The 15,177-nt window shown below is 70.5% G+C and carries 18 protein-coding genes; 13 read left to right on the top strand and 5 right to left on the bottom strand.

Annotation, left to right across the window (positions count from 1 at the left end; translation table 11 throughout):
- Positions 1-7 precede the first annotated feature (7 nt).
- The 3 genes from IPJ95_05690 to IPJ95_05680 form a co-directional block, all read right to left on the bottom strand.
- Entirely contained in the window at positions 8-286 is a 279-nt protein-coding gene (locus IPJ95_05690; GenBank protein MBK7923114.1) for a DUF485 domain-containing protein, read from the bottom strand.
- A gap of 3 nt (positions 287-289) precedes the next feature.
- A complete protein-coding gene (locus IPJ95_05685; protein ID MBK7923113.1) occupies positions 290-862 on the bottom strand; it encodes a chalcone isomerase family protein in 573 nt (190 codons plus the stop codon).
- An 80-nt stretch (positions 863-942) separates the two neighbouring features.
- Complete coding sequence (locus tag IPJ95_05680; protein MBK7923112.1) at positions 943-1,530, bottom strand: hypothetical protein; 588 nt, start codon at positions 1,528-1,530, stop codon at positions 943-945.
- A 75-nt stretch (positions 1,531-1,605) separates the two neighbouring features.
- Here IPJ95_05680 and IPJ95_05675 point away from each other — a divergent pair, with 75 nt between their 5' ends.
- On the top strand, positions 1,606-1,809 hold the full coding sequence (locus IPJ95_05675; protein MBK7923111.1) for a DUF350 domain-containing protein: 204 nt from the start codon (positions 1,606-1,608) through the stop codon (positions 1,807-1,809).
- Positions 1,809-2,438 carry a transglycosylase SLT domain-containing protein gene (locus IPJ95_05670; protein ID MBK7923110.1) on the top strand — a complete coding sequence of 210 codons (630 nt, stop codon included), beginning with the start codon at positions 1,809-1,811 and terminating at the stop codon, positions 2,436-2,438. The genes IPJ95_05675 and IPJ95_05670 overlap by 1 nt, the downstream gene beginning before the upstream one ends.
- Before the next feature lie 155 nt (positions 2,439-2,593).
- On the opposite strand, the gene IPJ95_05665 is transcribed toward IPJ95_05670, so the two are convergent.
- Complete coding sequence (locus tag IPJ95_05665; protein ID MBK7923109.1) at positions 2,594-3,166, bottom strand: peptide deformylase; 573 nt, start codon at positions 3,164-3,166, stop codon at positions 2,594-2,596.
- A gap of 373 nt (positions 3,167-3,539) precedes the next feature.
- On the opposite strand from IPJ95_05665, the gene IPJ95_05660 reads away from it, so the two are divergent.
- Genes IPJ95_05660 through IPJ95_05625 form a run of 8 tightly spaced genes read left to right on the top strand, consistent with a single transcriptional unit; the run spans position 3,540 to position 10,315 of the window.
- The gene (locus tag IPJ95_05660) at positions 3,540-4,265 is read left to right on the top strand and encodes a winged helix-turn-helix transcriptional regulator (GenBank protein MBK7923108.1); all 726 of its coding nucleotides are present in this window, start codon (positions 3,540-3,542) and stop codon (positions 4,263-4,265) included.
- The gene (gene sufB / locus IPJ95_05655) at positions 4,262-5,710 is read left to right on the top strand and encodes a Fe-S cluster assembly protein SufB (protein ID MBK7923107.1); all 1,449 of its coding nucleotides are present in this window, start codon (positions 4,262-4,264) and stop codon (positions 5,708-5,710) included. The genes IPJ95_05660 and sufB overlap by 4 nt, the downstream gene beginning before the upstream one ends.
- 43 nt (positions 5,711-5,753) lie before the next feature.
- Positions 5,754-6,521: a Fe-S cluster assembly ATPase SufC gene (gene sufC / locus IPJ95_05650; GenBank protein MBK7923106.1), complete on the top strand. Its 768-nt coding sequence runs from the start codon at positions 5,754-5,756 to the stop codon at positions 6,519-6,521.
- The gene (sufD, locus tag IPJ95_05645) at positions 6,518-7,816 is read left to right on the top strand and encodes a Fe-S cluster assembly protein SufD (protein ID MBK7923105.1); all 1,299 of its coding nucleotides are present in this window, start codon (positions 6,518-6,520) and stop codon (positions 7,814-7,816) included. The genes sufC and sufD overlap by 4 nt, the downstream gene beginning before the upstream one ends.
- 7 nt (positions 7,817-7,823) lie before the next feature.
- The gene (locus IPJ95_05640) at positions 7,824-9,092 is read left to right on the top strand and encodes a cysteine desulfurase (protein ID MBK7923104.1); all 1,269 of its coding nucleotides are present in this window, start codon (positions 7,824-7,826) and stop codon (positions 9,090-9,092) included.
- Positions 9,089-9,544, top strand: coding sequence for an SUF system NifU family Fe-S cluster assembly protein (locus tag IPJ95_05635; protein MBK7923103.1), 456 nt, complete (start codon positions 9,089-9,091; stop codon positions 9,542-9,544). Before IPJ95_05640 ends, IPJ95_05635 begins: the two co-directional genes overlap by 4 nt.
- Before the next feature lie 55 nt (positions 9,545-9,599).
- Positions 9,600-10,031, top strand: coding sequence for a BrxA/BrxB family bacilliredoxin (locus tag IPJ95_05630; GenBank protein ID MBK7923102.1), 432 nt, complete (start codon positions 9,600-9,602; stop codon positions 10,029-10,031).
- Positions 10,031-10,315 carry a hypothetical protein gene (locus IPJ95_05625; GenBank protein ID MBK7923101.1) on the top strand — a complete coding sequence of 95 codons (285 nt, stop codon included), beginning with the start codon at positions 10,031-10,033 and terminating at the stop codon, positions 10,313-10,315. The genes IPJ95_05630 and IPJ95_05625 overlap by 1 nt, the downstream gene beginning before the upstream one ends.
- 91 nt (positions 10,316-10,406) lie before the next feature.
- Here the strand turns inward: IPJ95_05625 and IPJ95_05620 are convergent, their stop codons facing one another.
- Complete coding sequence (locus tag IPJ95_05620) at positions 10,407-10,622, bottom strand: ferredoxin (GenBank protein MBK7923100.1); 216 nt, start codon at positions 10,620-10,622, stop codon at positions 10,407-10,409.
- A gap of 217 nt (positions 10,623-10,839) precedes the next feature.
- Between IPJ95_05620 and IPJ95_05615 the strand changes: the two genes are divergently transcribed.
- The 3 genes from IPJ95_05615 to mnmG all read left to right on the top strand — a co-directional run bounded on the left by IPJ95_05615 (position 10,840) and on the right by mnmG (position 15,138).
- Positions 10,840-11,790 carry an ATP-binding cassette domain-containing protein gene (locus IPJ95_05615; GenBank protein ID MBK7923099.1) on the top strand — a complete coding sequence of 317 codons (951 nt, stop codon included), beginning with the start codon at positions 10,840-10,842 and terminating at the stop codon, positions 11,788-11,790.
- A gap of 2 nt (positions 11,791-11,792) precedes the next feature.
- Complete coding sequence (locus IPJ95_05610) at positions 11,793-13,118, top strand: ABC transporter permease (GenBank protein ID MBK7923098.1); 1,326 nt, start codon at positions 11,793-11,795, stop codon at positions 13,116-13,118.
- A 139-nt stretch (positions 13,119-13,257) separates the two neighbouring features.
- The gene (gene mnmG / locus IPJ95_05605; GenBank protein MBK7923097.1) at positions 13,258-15,138 is read left to right on the top strand and encodes a tRNA uridine-5-carboxymethylaminomethyl(34) synthesis enzyme MnmG; all 1,881 of its coding nucleotides are present in this window, start codon (positions 13,258-13,260) and stop codon (positions 15,136-15,138) included.
- Positions 15,139-15,177 lie beyond the last annotated feature (39 nt).

The following is a 15,177-nucleotide window of genomic DNA, read 5'->3' as shown; positions in this document are numbered from 1 at the left end:
GCCGGCGTCAGAGGAGGCGCCGGAGGCGGGCGATCTCGGGGTCGTAGCGGGTGTTGGTCCAGCGGACGTAGAGCCAGGTGAGGATCCAGCAGGAGACGATCACCAGCGCGCCGAGCAGGATGCCGAGCGAGAGGCCAGGGCGCACGAGGGTGCCGAGCAGCGGCTTCTGCCAGGCGATGAGGCCGAGGAAGCCGAAGTAGATCACGACCATGGTGGCCGTGAGCCACAGCGCCACCCGGCGCCGGGCCCCCGAGAGGGCCCGGAGCTCCGCTTCCGGATCGGCCACGGCTCAGGACTGGCCGAGCAGGTTCTTCTTGAAGCCCTCGCCGGGGCCGGGCTTGGGGCCGATCCAGCAGCGCAGGATCGCGTCGGCGAAGTCCTTGCCCGCCACGGTGCCCTTGTCGGTGCCGGCGATGTTGATCGTGGTGCCGGTGCCGGGGAGGTACGTGATGGTGAGGCTCTCGCCGTTCTTGAGGTCCTGCATCATCCCGCACAGGTCCACGAACTGCTGCTTGAGCTCCGCGCTGGCGCCCGGGGTGTTGTCCTTGAGACCGTCATTCCAGGCCCCGCAGACCTTGTCCTTGGTGCCGTGCCCCGAGATGAAGTGCATGACCATCTGCCGCGGCGCGTCGGCGCCGAGGATCTCGTCGGCGCTGCGGGAGGCCGACGCGACGTAGAGCCCCGCCACGTACACCTTGATGATGAACTTCTTGCGCAGCGCCATCCCGTTGAGGGAGAGGGTGGTGCCGCCGACGTCGATGGTGGCGGGCATGGTGACGCCGTTCATGGTCCGGCCGGTGTCGGCGGCGGCGGGCAGGGCGGCGGGCTGGGCCGAGAGCAGCGTGGTGAGCAGGAGCAGCATGGATCAACCTCGAGCGGCGGGTGAATGACTGGCGGCATCCGTGGGCCAAGTTGCGGTCCAACGCGGGCTTCCGCAACCCGTCAGGGCGGTCCCCGCAGGGCTACGCCGCCGTCGACCAGGCGCATGCCGGCGCCCGGGGGCACCTGCACGAAGAGGTCGCGGCCGGTGTCGGTGAGCGCGGGGTACTTCCGGCCGATGTCGGCCATGAGGAGCGCCAGGAAGGTCTCCGGCACCGGGATGCCGCGCACCGACGCGCCCCGCAGGTGGAAGCGCACGGCCTCGCGGCCGGCGGGGAGCAGCTCGACCTGGCCCTCGAGCCGGCTGTCGGGCGGGAGCAGGTACACCAGCTGCGCCAGCGCCTGGCGCGCCTCCGCGGGGAGGTCGGCGATGCGCCCGCCGATGCGGAGCTGCAGGGTGTCGGCGGTGACGGTGAAGCCGAAGTCGGGGGGGATCAGCCGCAGCCCGAGCCGCGCCATGAGGTACGCGGTGAAGTCGCCGGCGTCGATGGTGGCGCTGTCGCGCCGGCGGTCGAGGTAGACGGAATCCACCAGCGCCGCCGCGCGGAACACCCCCGCCGCCACGATGGGCCGGGCGGCGCTGTCGGGCGCGGTCTGGGCCGCCAGCGGGGCGGCGGCCAGGGCCAGCAGGAGGCAGGACGTCAGGCGCATATCGCTCGGCCGGTTCCGTTGCCATATTGGACGCGAGCCGGCCCCCCGCCCTGCACCACCCGCCCCGGAGGCACGATGGAATGGAGCATCATCGGACTGAATTTCCTCTACGCCGCGCTCGGCGTGGTGCTGATGTATGTGTCGTACCGGACCATCGACAAGCTCACCCCGGAGGTGAATTTCGCCGAGGAGCTGCGCAAGGGGAACGTGGCGGTGGCCATCTTCATCGCCGCGATCTTCGTGTCGATCGCGCTCATCATCGGCGGCGCGCTCAACTGATGTCCCGGCTCCGCGGCGCCCTCGGGCGGTGGCTCCTCCCCGCCCTGCTGCTGCTGGTGCTGCTGCCGGCCCCGCCGCTCCGTGCCCAGGCGGTCACCGACCGCTACGACCCCACCTTCCGGAAGTACAGCAAGCGCTTCTTCGGCATCGGCTTCGACTGGCGCCTGTTCAAGGCTCAGGGGATGACCGAGAGCAACCTCAATCCCGCCGCCACCAGCTGGGTGGGCGCCCGCGGGGTGATGCAGCTGATGCCCACCACCTTCACCGAGGTGCAGTCGCGCAACCCGGACTTCACCGCCATCGATCACGACGAGTGGAACATCGCCGCCGGCATCTACTATGACCGCCGCCTCTGGCGCCTGTGGCTCGGCGATTCGGTGAGCGCCGACGATCACCGCCACTTCATGTTCGCCAGCTACAACGCCGGCCGGGTACCCATCCTGCGGGCCCGCACCCTGGCCCGCACCCGCGCGCTCGACCCGGCGCTGTGGACCAGCATCGCGGTGGTGGCCCCCGAAGTCCGTGGCTGGCGTCACCAGGAGACGCTCACCTACGTGCAGCGCATCCAGGCCAACCTCGACCGGATGGATGCCCGGGGCCGCGTGGTGCGTCGCGCCGCCGTGCCGTGATGCCGCTCAGCCGTTGAGCTCAGGCCCGGGCGCCGGGGGGGGGCATGGGGCGGCAGGGTGGGGATGGGGAACAGGGGAAACGGGACGCGGGAAGAGGGAAGGGGGAAGCGGCCGAGACGCCGGGCCCGTTCCCCCTGGTGGTACCGCGGCGGCGGCTACAGCAGGCCGGTCAGCGGCGTGGCGTAGCTCTCGGAACGCGGCTCGGGCTCGCCGAAGCGGCCCTCGTGGGCGTGCTGGCGGTTCCACTCCTCGCGGAGGCAGAAGGGATCCAGCCCGTGCGGCCGGTCCACGGCGAGCACGCCGTCGAGGTGGTCGATCTCGTGCTGCAGCAGCTCGGCCCGGTCGCCCTCGAGCTCGGTCAGGTGCCAGGCGCCCTTCAGGTCCTGGTAGCGCACCTTGATGTGGTGCGCCCGCGAGACCCGCACCAGCAGGTTGGGGAACGAGAAGCAGTCGTCCCACACGGTGAAGTCCTCGTTGCCCACGTCCACGATCTCGGGATTGATGAGCGGCCAGGGCTGCTCCATCTCGATGTAGACGATCCGGACCGGGGCGCCGATCTGCGGCGCGGCGATGCCGCGGCCGTAGCCGAAGCGGGACTGGAAGTCGCGCAGCGTCTCGCGCAGGTCGTCCACCACCACGCGAACGGCCGCCGACTGCGGCTTGGCGATCGGCTCGCAGCGGGTCCGCAGGATCGGGTCGCCGAGCATGCGAATGCGGTGAATGGTCATCCAGGGTCCGGGCTCGAGACGCCCCAATCTTGTGCCGAAGTCATTCTGCCACAATAGCGGAGGTCACGGCGGCCGGTCGGGGCCCGGAGCGCGCGCGGGTTCGCGTGCGGAGCTTGCTCGGATGCTGGCGCGCAATCTGTTGTACAACAACGGCTTGAGAAGTAGTTGTATTTACGACTAACTCTGCCTCTGTGCGCCGGCTTTGCGGCATGGCCTGGTCGGGGAATGGCGCAGCGAGCCCTTGGATCCGTCGGCAGCCCGTCCGCTGGCTGGAATCGCGGAACCCCTTCATGAATAAGCGATTACGGATTCGCCCCAATCCATTGGTAATTAGTTGACAAATCCCGATCCCAGCTTTAGGGTTGCGGTCGCCATGGGAACCTCGATCTCCGAACCGATTGCCGAGCAGACGCTCCCGCCCGCCTACAAGGGGCCGCGGGGCGCCATCCTCGTGGCGCTCAAGCGCGCCGGGGCGCTGACGGCGCGGGAGCTGTCGGAGCAGCTGGGCCTGTCGTCCAACGCCATCCGCCACCACCTGCGGGAGCTGGAACTCGAGGCGGTGATCGGGTACCGGCGGGAGCAGCGCGGGGTCGGGGCGCCGACCTACGCCTGGCACCTGAGCGCCGCGGGCGAGTCGCTGTTCCCGCAGCGCTACAAGGAACTGCTCACCGAGGTGCTCGACCGGGTGGCGGAGCAGGCGGGCCGTCAGGCGGTGGTGAGCGCCTTCGAGACCCGGTTCAGCGACCTGGCCCGCAAGCTCCAGGTGGAGCTCACCGACGCCTCGCCGGAGCGGCGGATGGACGTGGTGATGCGGGCGCTGGTGGAGGGCGGGTACATGGCGGAGTGGCGGGACGGCGAGGAGGGGCTGCGCCTGACCGAGCACAACTGCGCCATCCGGGCCCTGGCCGAGCGCTTCCCCGAGATCTGCGCGGCGGAGCGGCGGTTCCTGGAGGAGGTCCTGGCGGCCGCGGTGCATCGCGAGTCGCACATGCTGGAGGGGTGCCCCGCCTGCGAGTACCGGGTGCAGTTCCCGGGCGCGGCGCCCGCACTGACGGTCCTGGAGGGGCCGGCCCGTCCGGCCCGTGAGGAGCAGGCATGAGCACGTCGGAATCGTCGGTCGAGTCGCTGGTCAACCGCGCGTACCAGTACGGCTTCGTCACCGACATCGAGGCGGACACGATCCCGCGCGGGCTGAGCGAGGACGTGGTCCGGCTGATCTCCGCCAAGAAGCAGGAGCCGGCCTGGCTCCTGGAGTGGCGGCTCAAGGCGTACCGCCGCTGGCTGGAGATGAAGGAGCCGCATCACTGGGCCAACATCTCCTACCCGCCGATCGACTACCAGGACGTGATCTACTACTCGGCCCCCCGGACGAACAAGCCGCTGGGGAGCCTCGACGAGGTGGACCCGGCGCTGCTCAAGACGTACGAGAAGCTGGGCATCCCGCTCTCGGAGCAGAAGCTGCTGGCCGGGGTGGCGGTGGACGCGATCTTCGACAGCGTCTCGGTGGCCACCACGTTCAAGGAGACGCTGGCCAAGTCGGGGGTGATCTTCTGCTCGCTGAGCGAGGCGGTGCGCGAGCACCCCGCGCTGGTGCAGCAGTACCTCGGCTCGGTGGTGCCGGCCAACGACAACTTCTTCGCGGCGCTCAACGCCGCGGTGTTCAGCGACGGCTCGTTCGTGTACATCCCCAGGGGCGTGCGCTGCCCCATGGAGCTGTCCACCTACTTCCGGATCAACGCGGCCAACACGGGGCAGTTCGAGCGGACCCTGATCGTGGCCGACGAGGGCGCCACGGTGAGCTACCTCGAGGGCTGCACCGCGCCCAAGCGCGACACCAACCAGCTGCACGCGGCGGTGGTGGAGCTGGTGGCCCTCCGGGGCGCCAGCATCAAGTACTCCACGGTGCAGAACTGGTACGCCGGCGACAGCGAGGGGAGGGGCGGGATCTACAACTTCGTCACCAAGCGCGGCAAGTGCGCCGGCGACGACAGCAAGATCTCCTGGACCCAGGTCGAGACCGGCTCGGCCATCACCTGGAAGTACCCGAGCGTCATCCTGCAGGGCGACCGCTCGGTGGGCGAGTTCTACTCGGTGGCGGTGGTCAACGGGAAGCAGCAGGCCGACACCGGCACCAAGATGATCCACGTGGGCCGGGACACCCGCAGCACCATCGTGTCCAAGGGCATCTCGGCGGGGCAGGGGAACAACAGCTACCGCGGCCAGGTGAAGGTCCTCGGCAAGGCCAGCGGCGCCCGCAACTACACCCAGTGCGATTCCATGCTGATCGGGAACCGCTGCGGGGCGCACACCTTCCCCTATATCGACGTCCAGAACCCGAGCGCGGCGGTGGAGCATGAAGCCTCCACCTCCAAGATCGGCGAGGACCAGATCTTCTACCTGAAGCAGCGCGGCCTCAAGACCGAGGACGCGATCAGCATGATCGTCAACGGCTTCTGCAAGGAAGTCTTCAAGGAGCTCCCCATGGAGTTCGCGGTCGAGGCGCAGAAGCTCCTCGGCGTGAGCCTCGAGGGCAGCGTCGGCTGACGGCGGGCGCGCGCGACCGCGCGCGCCCCGCCGGCCACAGTGCATGGAGAACCGAGTGCTCGAGATCATCAACCTGCACGCCCGCGCGGGCGAGAAGCAGATCCTGAACGGCATCACCCTCACCGTGAACCCCGGCGAGGTGCACGCCATCATGGGGCCCAACGGCTCCGGCAAGAGCACGCTGGCCCAGGTGCTCTCCGGCCACCCGGCCTACGAGGTCACCGACGGCCAGGTGCGCTACCAGGGCCAGGACCTGCTCGACATGGAACCCGAGGAGCGCGCCCAGGCGGGCGTCTTCCTGGCGTTCCAGTACCCGGTGGAGATCCCCGGCGTTTCCAACGCCTACTTCCTCCGCGCCGCGCTCAACGAGATCCGCAAGGCGCGCGGCGAGGAGGAGATGGACCCGCTCGACTTCATGGACCTGGTCGAGGAGAAGCTCAAGCTGGTGGAGTGGGGCCCGGAGATCCTCTCGCGGGCGGTCAACCACGGCTTCTCCGGCGGCGAGAAGAAGCGCAACGAGATCCTGCAGATGGCGGTGCTGGAGCCGAAGCTCGCGATCCTCGACGAGACCGACTCGGGCCTCGACATCGACGCGCTCCGGATCGTGGCCAACGGGGTCAACAAGCTCCGCCGCCCCGACAACGCCACCATCCTGGTCACCCACTACCAGCGGCTGCTCAATTACATCGTGCCCGACTTCGTGCACGTGCTGGCGGGCGGGCGGATCGTCAAGTCGGGCGGCAAGGAGCTGGCGCTGGAGCTCGAGGCCAAGGGCTACGAGTGGCTCACCGAAGCGGTGGGGTCGGCGTGAGCGGCGCGATCCTCCAGGGCGACGGGGCCGCGACCCGGAGCGGCGGCTGGCTGGCCGCCCTGCGGCAGGCGGGGCTCGAGCGCTTCCAGGCGGCGGGATTCCCCAGCAGCCGGGACGAGGACTGGCGCTTCGTGAACCTGGCCCCGCTGGTGGCCACGCCCTTCCGCCTGGCGGAGCCGGCGGAGGGCCAGGTCACCCGCGAGGCGCTGGCGCCCTACCTCTATGCCATCCCCGGGGTGGTCACCCTGGTGTTCGTGAATGGCCGCTACACGCCGGCGCTGTCCACGGTACCCGCGCTGCCGGCCGGCGTCACGGTGCAGCCGCTCGCCGCCGCGCTGGCCTCGGACGCGGAGCTGCTGGGACGGCACCTGGGCCAGTATGCCCGGGCCGACGACAATGGCTTCACCGCGCTCAATACGGCGTCGCTCAAGGACGGCCTGTTCGTGCGGGTGGCGGCCGGGGTACAGGCCCCCGCGCCGATCCACGCGGTGTTCGTCACCGCCGGCCAGGCGGCCGGGGCCGCCACCCACCCGCGCAGCTTCATTTTGGTGGAGCGGGGCGCCCGGGTGGCGGTGCTGGAGAGCTACGTGGGCCTCGACGACGCGGCCTACCTGACCAACGCCGTCACCGAGGCGATCGTCCAGGACGGCGCCACGCTCGAGCACACCAAGATCCAGCGGGAGAGCGAGCGTGCCTATCACGTGGGCACCACCCACATCCGCCACGGGCAGGACAGCCGCGGGCTCTCCTTCTCGGTGAGCTTCGGCGCCGCGCTGTGCCGCAACAACCTGGACGTGTTCCTCGACGGGCCCGGGGTGGACGCCCACATGCTCGGGCTCTACATGGGCCGCGACCGCCAGGAAGTGGACAACCACACCAGCCTGATGCACGCCCATCCCCACTGCGGCACCCGCGAGATCTACAAGGGCATCCTCGACGGGCGGTCGCACGGCGTGTTCAACGGCAAGATCTACGTGACGCCGCTCGCGCAGAAGACCGACGCGAAGCAGACCAACCGGGCGCTGCTGCTCTCCGACACGGCGCGGATCGACACCAAGCCGCAGCTCGAGATCTTCGCGGACGACGTGAAGTGCACCCACGGCGCCACGGTGGGGGCCCTCGACCAGATGGCGGCCTTCTACCTGAAGAGCCGGGGCATCGGCGGGGAGCTGGCCCGGAAGATCCTGACCTACGCCTTCGCGGCGGAGGTGCTGGAGGAGATTCCCCACGAGGCGGTGCGGGCCGCGCTCGAGGCGGTGGTGATGCAGCGGCTCGAGGAGCGGGCGGAGGCCTAGGCACACGATGACCGTGGCGCAGCGCCCGGCGGGGACGGCACAGGCGGAGGCGGGCCAGCTCGACGTGGCCCGGCTCCGGCACGACTTTCCCGTGCTCCGCGCCCGCGTCAACGGCCGGCCCCTGGCCTACCTCGACAACGGCGCCACCAGCCAGCGGCCCCGCCCGGTGGTCGAGGCCGAGGCCGACTTCGCGCTGCTGGAGAACGCCAACGTCCACCGCGGCGTCCATACCCTGAGCCAGCGCGCCACCCAGCGCTACGACGCGGTGCGGGAGCAGGTGCGCGGCTTCCTGAACGCCGCCGAGGCCGCCGAGATCGTCTTCACCTCCGGGACCACCGCGGCGCTCAACCTGGTGGCGCAGAGCTACGCCCGCCCGCGGCTCGGCCCGGGCGATGAGATCCTCCTGACCGGGATGGAGCACCACTCGAACATCGTCCCCTGGCAGCTGGTGGCCGCGGCCACCGGCGCCCGGGTCACGGTGCTGCCGGTGACCGACCGGGGCGAGCTCGACCTGGCGGCGCTCCCCGGCCTGCTCACCCCGCGCACCCGCCTCGTCGCCGTGGCCCACGTCTCCAACGTGCTGGGGACGGTGAACCCGATCCGGAAGCTGGCCGACCGGGTCCACGCCGCGGGTGGCGTGCTGGTGGTGGACGGCGCCCAGGCGGTGCCGCACCTCCCGGTGGACGTGCAGGCGCTCGGTGCCGACTTCTATGTGGCGAGCGCCCACAAGATGTACGGGCCCACCGGGGTGGGATTCCTGTATGGCCGGCTGCCGCTGCTCGAGGCGATGCCGCCGTGGCAGGGCGGGGGCGGGATGATCCAGCGGGTCACCTTCGAGCGCACCACCTACGCCCCGGTGCCGGCGCGGTTCGAGGCGGGCACGCCGCCGATCAGCCAGGTGATCGGGCTGGGCGCCGCCATCACCTGGCTGCAGGCGCTCGACTGGGCGGCCGTGGCCCGGCATGAGGCCGACCTGCTGGCCGAGGCCACCGAGCGGGTGGCGGCGCTCCCCGGCGCCCGGATCATCGGCACGGCGGCGGAGCGGGTGGGGGTGCTGTCGTTCGTGCTCGAGGGCATCCACCCGCACGACGTGGGTACCGTCCTCGACCTGCACGGCGTGGCGGTGCGCGCCAGCCATCACTGCGCCCAGCCCCTGATGGAGCGGTTCGGCGTGCCGGGCACGGTCCGGGCGTCGTTCGCGGTCTACAACACCCGCGAGGAGGTCGACCAGCTGGTCGACGGCCTGCGCGAGGCCCGGAGGGTCTTCGGCGCATGACCGACGCGAGCGAGCTCTACCAGAGCATCATCCTCGACCACAACCGGGCGCCGCGGAACTATCGCGCGCTCGAGGCGCCGGATCGCGCCGCCGAGGGGTACAACCCGCTGTGCGGCGACCAGCTCAAGGTCTGGCTCAAGCTCGACGGCGACCGGATCGCCGACGTGAGCTTCCTCGGCTCGGGGTGCGCCATCTCCAAGGCCTCCGCCTCGCTGATGACCACCGTGGTTAAGGGCAAGACCCTCGCCGAGGCGGGCCGGATGTTCGACAGCTTTCACCGGATGGTCACCGGCGCCGGCGGGCCCGCCGACGACCTGCCCGCCAAGCTGGCGGTCTTCTCCGGCGTCCGGGAGTTCCCGGCGCGGGTGAAGTGCGCCAGCCTGGCCTGGCACGCCCTCAGCAGCGCCCTGCGCAGCCAGGCCGGGGCGGACCCGGCCGGTTCCAGCACCTAGCACGGCGGGCGGGGGGCTCTCCCGCCGGCCGGTACACACTCAAGGAGTGACGATCATGGCGTACGATCCGCGGATGGTCCAGCCGATGCGCGAGGAGATGGTCCGCATGGGCGCCCGCGAACTCACCACCGTGGCCGAAGTCGATGCGGCGCTCGGTGACCAGAAGGGCACCACCCTGGTGGTGGTCAACTCGGTCTGCGGCTGCGCCGCCGGCGGCGCCCGGCCGGCGCTGGCCCTGGCGCTCACGCACGCGGTCCGTCCCCAGCAGGTGGTGACCGTCTTTGCCGGCCAGGACACCGAGGCCACCGCCCGGGCCCGGCAGTACTTCGCCGACTACGCCCCGAGCAGCCCGTCGATGGCGCTGTTCCGCGATGGTGAGGTCGTGCACTTCGTGCACCGCCACATGATCGAGGGCCACGCCCCCGCCGCGATCGCCGGCAGCCTCACGGCGGCCTTCGACAAGTTCTGCGCCACCAGCTCCGTCTGATGTCCGGCCACGTCTTCCACCCCGGGCACGCGGAGCTCCACGGGATCACCGTGGTGCTCGAGACGACCGGCAGCGCGCTGTACGTGGGGCGGTACCACGAGGAGACCCCGGCGGGCGTGCTGCTGCACGACGTGGCGGAACACCAGGAAGGGCCCGGCGAGGCATCGCGGGAGGATTTCCTGCGGAAGACGCTCACGTTCGGGGTGCGCGCGGCCCACAAGCACCTGGTGGTGCCCAAGGAACAGGTCCAGCGGATCTCGCGCCTGGTGGAGTGGGAGCGCTAGCCCCCCGTGCGCGGGGTCTGGTCGCGCCACGGGCTGCCGTCCGGTGGGGACGGCAGCCCGTGGCGCATCCGGGGGTGCCGGCGCGCCGAGGCTAGGGCCAGACCTGTTCGCCGGCGTCGTCGACCAGCGTGATGGCGTCCTCGGGGCAGGCCTTGGCGGCCAGGAGGATCCGCTTGTCCTTGGCCCCCTCGGGGTCGAGGATGACGCAGATCTCCTCGTCATCGAGCTCGAAGACCTCCGGCGCAAGCGACACGCACTTGGCGTTGCTCGAGCACAGGTCGCGGTTGACGCTGATCTGGTAGGGCATCGGTGGTCGGGGCGGTAAGGGTCGGGGGGTGCCACCATATTCGGCAATCCCCCGCCGGGTCGCAAGACGGCGCGCACCACCACCGGCGGGCCCGGAATCCGCGCCTCCCGCATCCCGATCCCGCCGCTATTCTTTCCTCGCCGGCCGCGGCACCCCGAAACCCCCCGGACAGGGGGGGCGTAGGAGGCGGGCCGGAATCCCCCAACCCAGGACTGCCATGGCCGTCGCCGTCATCTCCGTCCAGCGCGTGACCAAGCGGTACGCTGGACATACCGCGGTCCACGCGCTGTCGCTCGAGGTGCCCGCCGGGGGCATCTTCGGCCTGCTCGGCCCCAACGGGGCCGGCAAGACCACCACCATCCGCATGCTGCTCAGCATCATCACCCCGGATGAGGGCCAGGTGGTGCTGTTCGGTGGGGGCGGCTCGGGGCGCGAGCTGGCGCCCCGGATCGGGTACCTGCCGGAGGAGCGCGGGCTCTATCCCAAGATGCGGGTGCTGGACCAGCTCGCCTTCCTGGGGGAGGCCAAGGGTCTCTCCCGCTGGGATGCCCGCAAGCGCGCCAAGGCCTGGCTGGAGCGGCTGGGCATCGGCGACTGGGCGCTCCGGAAGGTCTCCGACCTCTCCAAGGGCATGCAGCAGAAGGTGCAGTTCGCGGGGGCGCTGCAGCATGAGCCGGAGCTGGTGATCCTCGACGAGCCGTTCAGCGGGCTCGACCCGGTCAACAGCCAGGTCATGCGCGACGTGGTGGTGGAGGTGGCCCGGAGCGGCCGGAGCGTGCTCTTCTCCACCCACATCATGGAACACGCCGAGAAGATGTGCGAACGGGTGGCGATCATCGCGCGGGGGGAGAAGGTGGTGGACGGCACCCTGGCCGAGATCAAGCGGGAGGCCGGGAAGAGCCACGTGGCGCTGAGCTTCACCCGCAACGCCCCGGTGGCCCAGCAGGTCCTGGGCGACCGCAGCCTGGTGGCCACCGTGGATGACGCCGGCGCAAGCGCCGAGGTGGGGCTGGTGCCGGGGGCCGATCCGGAGCGCCTGCTCAAGGCGCTGATCGCCGCCGACGTGGGGCTGTCCCGCTTCGAGGTCGTGGAGCCGTCGCTGCAGTCCATCTTCATTGCCAAGGTCGGGCCCGAAGCAGCCCACCCCGTGGCCCGCGAGGGGGTCTGACCATGGACAAGATCTTTGCCGTGATGCGGCGGGAGTTCGTCGAGCGGGTCCGGACCAAGGCCTTCATCATCGGTACCGTGATCGTGCCGCTGATGACCCTCGGCTTCGGGTACCTCCCCCAGCTGCTGATGCAGCGGGAGACCCGGGCCCGCCACGTGGTGCTGCTCGATGCCGTGGGCGGCGCCACCGGCGACAGCGTGGAGTCCGCGCTCCGCGCGGCGAGCGTCGGGAAGGACTCGGTCCGGCGGGCCCGGTACGTCGTGACCCGGCTGGACGCCGGCGGCCGGATGGAGGCCCTGCGGGACTCACTGGTGTCCCGGGTGGGGCTCGGCGACAGCACCAACCGCGGCCCCGACGGCATCGTGGTGCTGACCGCCCAGGCCATCGACTCCGGGCGGATGGTCTACTATGGCAACAACGTCGCCAGCTTCAGCGACATGAACGCCCTGGAGCGGGCGCTGGAGCCCGCCCTGCGGTCGCAGCGGCTCCTGCTCCGGGACGCCGATCCCGGCCTCATCGCCGCGGCGGGGATCCGGCTCGACCTGGACACCAAGAAAGTCTCCGATGGCAAGGTGACCGGGGAGAGCGGGGAGAGCTCGTTCTGGCTGGCCTACATCACCTCGTTCGTGATGTACCTGTCGCTGGTGATGTACGGGGTGCAGGTGATGGGCGCGGTGCTCGAGGAGAAGTCCAACCGGATCGTTGAGGTGCTGATCTCCAGCATGACGCCCTTCCAGCTCCTCCTCGGCAAGGTGCTCGGCGTGGCCGGGGCGGGGCTGCTGCAGCTGGCCATCTGGGGCGGGGCGGGGTTCTACCTGACCAGCGTCGTGGCGGGGCGTTCCGCCACCGCCGGCATGGACCAGCTGGCCGCCGACGGCACGGCGCGGAGCTTCGACCTCCCGACGGTGTCGGTGGAGCTGGTGCTGGTGATCCTGGTGTTCTTCCTGCTCGGGTTCCTGCTCTACTCGGCCCTGTACGCCGCGGTCGGGTCGATGTGCACCACCCAGCAGGAGACCCAGCAGGCGGCGCAGCCGGTGACGATCATCCTGGCGGTGGGCTTCGTCTCCCTGTTCGCCCTGCTCAACGACTCGTCCAGCTCCCTGGCGCGGATCCTGAGCTTCATCCCGTTCTTCGCGCCGATGGTCATCCCCGTCCGCTACGCCATCTCCCCGCTCCCGCTGAGCGAGGTGCTGATCGCGGTGGCCTCGACCCTGGTGGGCATGGTGGCGGTGGTCTGGCTGGCGGGGCGGATCTACCGGGTGGGCATCCTGTCGTACGGCAAGAAGCCCAGCATCAAGGAGCTGTGGCGCTGGGTGCGCACGGACTGAGTGCACGGGCGGTGCGGCCGGCACGGGGGGACGGGGCCAGTGGCCCCGTCCCCCCGTGTGCGTTGCGCGGGCCACGCCCGGAGGGCGGCCGGTGTGGGGATTCTCCCGTTCTCCGGTCCGGTCCAGTAGCTTGGCCCCCATGACGCCATACGACGTGATCGTCATCGGGGGGGGGCACGCGGGGACGGAGTCCGCCGCCGCCGCGGCGCGCACCGGCGCCCGCACGCTGCTCCTCACCCAGAACCTCGAGACGATCGGGCAGATGTCGTGCAATCCGGCCATCGGCGGGATCGCCAAGGGGACGGTGGTGCGGGAGGTGGATGCGCTGGGCGGGATCATGGGGCGCGCCACGGACCGCGCGATGATCCAGTTCCGCATGCTCAATCGCTCGAAGGGCCCGGCGGTCTGGTCGCCGCGGGCCCAGTGCGATCGCGGCCTGTATCGCCGCGCGGTGCGGTCCCTGCTCGAGGAGCAGGCGTCGCTCGCGTTCGCGCAGGGCACGGTGGTGGAGGTGCTGGTGAGCGGGGCCGGCGTGCGCGGCGTGCGGACGCGTGAGGGACAGGAGTTCGCGGCGCGCGCCGTGGTGATCACGGCGGGGACCTTTCTCCGCGGCACGATCCACCTGGGCCGCGAGACCAGGATTCCGGCTGGTCGGGCGGGTGATGCACCGTCCATCGAACTTTCACAAGCTATTGTAAAACATGGACTTACAGTCGAACGATTCAAGACGGGCACTCCGCCAAGGATCGATGGGCGGAGCATCGATCTCGGCGGCTTCCCGCGCCAGGACGGCGATGCGATGCCGTACTGGTTCTCGAGTCTGGAGCGCCACCCGCGGCTGCCGCAGTTGCCCTGCTACCTGGCATGGGCTGGAGCATCGGTCAGGAGCCTGATCGAGGCGCACCTGGGCGAATCGGCGTTGTACGGGGGCGAGATCAGTGGTCGTGGTCCCCGCTACTGCCCATCCATCGAGGACAAGATCGTCAAGTTCGGCGACGCGGAGCGGCACCAGCTCTTCCTGGAGCCGGAGGGGCTCGATACCGCGGAGCTCTACGTCAACGGGCTGTCCACCTCGCTCCCGTTCCCGGTGCAGGAGCAGATGGTGCACGCGGTGCCCGGGCTGGAGCTGGCCAGGATCACCCGCCCGGGCTACGCCATCGAATACGACTATCTCCCGCCCACACAGCTGCACCCGTCCCTGGAGTCCCGGGTACTGCCGGGCCTCTACTTCGCGGGGCAGGTGAACGGAACCACGGGATACGAAGAGGCGGCGGGGCAGGGGCTGATGGCCGGCCTGAATGCCGCCCGCGCTGCGCAGGGCGAGACGCCGGTGGTGCTGCGGCGGGATCAGGCGATGATCGGCGTGCTGATTGACGACCTGGTGACCCGCGGGGTGGATGAACCCTACCGACTCTTCACCTCCCGGGCGGAATACCGCTTGCTCCTCAGGCAGGACAACGCCCTGCGCCGGCTCTTCGCCATCGGGGAAGCCACCCGCCTGCTGGACGACACCCGCCTTCGGCAGGTCGAGCAGCGGCTGCGCGAGGAGGAGCAGGTCTTTGCGTTTGCGCGGGAGACCGTGATCTCCCCGGCGGCCGCCAATCCGCTGGTGGCGAAGAGCGGTTCGGCACCGCTGCTGGAGCCGACCCGGGTTCGCGAGGTGGCCCGCCGACCTGGCGTGAGCCTTCCCGAGCTGCTCGCCCTCTGCGGATGGAGCGGGGATCCGGAACTTGCCCAGTGGGCGGAGATCGAGATCAAGTACGAGGGGTACCTGGAGCGGGAGCGGGAAGGTGCTGCGCGGATGGCGAGCCTTGAGGATTTCCTGCTGGACGTGGCGCTCGACTATCCGAGCTTTCATTCCCTCTCGACCGAGGCTCGACACAAGCTGGCGGCCGTCCGCCCCGGTACCCTGGGTGGCGCCGGTCGCATCCCAGGAATCTCGCCCTCCGACCTGCAGAACCTCGTGATCGAGGTCCAGAAGTGGCGCAGGCACCGGGAGGTCTGCGCCCCGCCCGCGTGAGATCCGCGTTTCACGTGCAACGCGGCTGCCTCCGACCGC

The sequence above is a fragment of the Gemmatimonadota bacterium genome (assembly GCA_016713785.1).
In the GTDB taxonomy this organism is placed as follows: domain Bacteria; phylum Gemmatimonadota; class Gemmatimonadetes; order Gemmatimonadales; family GWC2-71-9; genus JADJOM01.
This window is presented reverse-complemented; position numbering and strand designations above follow the sequence as displayed.

Bases quoted from the DNA above. Each gene is read 5' to 3' on its own strand.
- IPJ95_05625 (MBK7923101.1), top strand. From the start codon at position 10,031: ATGTCCGGCCACGTCTTCCACCCCGGGCACGCGGAGCTCCACGGGATC.
- IPJ95_05610 (MBK7923098.1), top strand. From the start codon at position 11,793: ATGGACAAGATCTTTGCCGTGATGCGGCGGGAGTTCGTCGAGCGGGTC.
- IPJ95_05635 (MBK7923103.1), top strand. From the start codon at position 9,089: ATGACCGACGCGAGCGAGCTCTACCAGAGCATCATCCTCGACCACAAC.
- mnmG (MBK7923097.1), top strand. From the start codon at position 13,258: ATGACGCCATACGACGTGATCGTCATCGGGGGGGGGCACGCGGGGACG.
- IPJ95_05615 (MBK7923099.1), top strand. From the start codon at position 10,840: ATGGCCGTCGCCGTCATCTCCGTCCAGCGCGTGACCAAGCGGTACGCT.
- IPJ95_05670 (MBK7923110.1), top strand. From the start codon at position 1,809: ATGTCCCGGCTCCGCGGCGCCCTCGGGCGGTGGCTCCTCCCCGCCCTG.
- IPJ95_05680 (MBK7923112.1), bottom strand. From the start codon at position 1,530: ATGCGCCTGACGTCCTGCCTCCTGCTGGCCCTGGCCGCCGCCCCGCTG.
- IPJ95_05640 (MBK7923104.1), top strand. From the start codon at position 7,824: ATGACCGTGGCGCAGCGCCCGGCGGGGACGGCACAGGCGGAGGCGGGC.
- IPJ95_05630 (MBK7923102.1), top strand. From the start codon at position 9,600: ATGGCGTACGATCCGCGGATGGTCCAGCCGATGCGCGAGGAGATGGTC.
- IPJ95_05685 (MBK7923113.1), bottom strand. From the start codon at position 862: ATGCTGCTCCTGCTCACCACGCTGCTCTCGGCCCAGCCCGCCGCCCTG.
- IPJ95_05665 (MBK7923109.1), bottom strand. From the start codon at position 3,166: ATGACCATTCACCGCATTCGCATGCTCGGCGACCCGATCCTGCGGACC.
- IPJ95_05620 (MBK7923100.1), bottom strand. From the start codon at position 10,622: ATGCCCTACCAGATCAGCGTCAACCGCGACCTGTGCTCGAGCAACGCC.
- IPJ95_05675 (MBK7923111.1), top strand. From the start codon at position 1,606: ATGGAATGGAGCATCATCGGACTGAATTTCCTCTACGCCGCGCTCGGC.
- IPJ95_05660 (MBK7923108.1), top strand. From the start codon at position 3,540: ATGGGAACCTCGATCTCCGAACCGATTGCCGAGCAGACGCTCCCGCCC.
- sufB (MBK7923107.1), top strand. From the start codon at position 4,262: ATGAGCACGTCGGAATCGTCGGTCGAGTCGCTGGTCAACCGCGCGTAC.
- sufC (MBK7923106.1), top strand. From the start codon at position 5,754: ATGGAGAACCGAGTGCTCGAGATCATCAACCTGCACGCCCGCGCGGGC.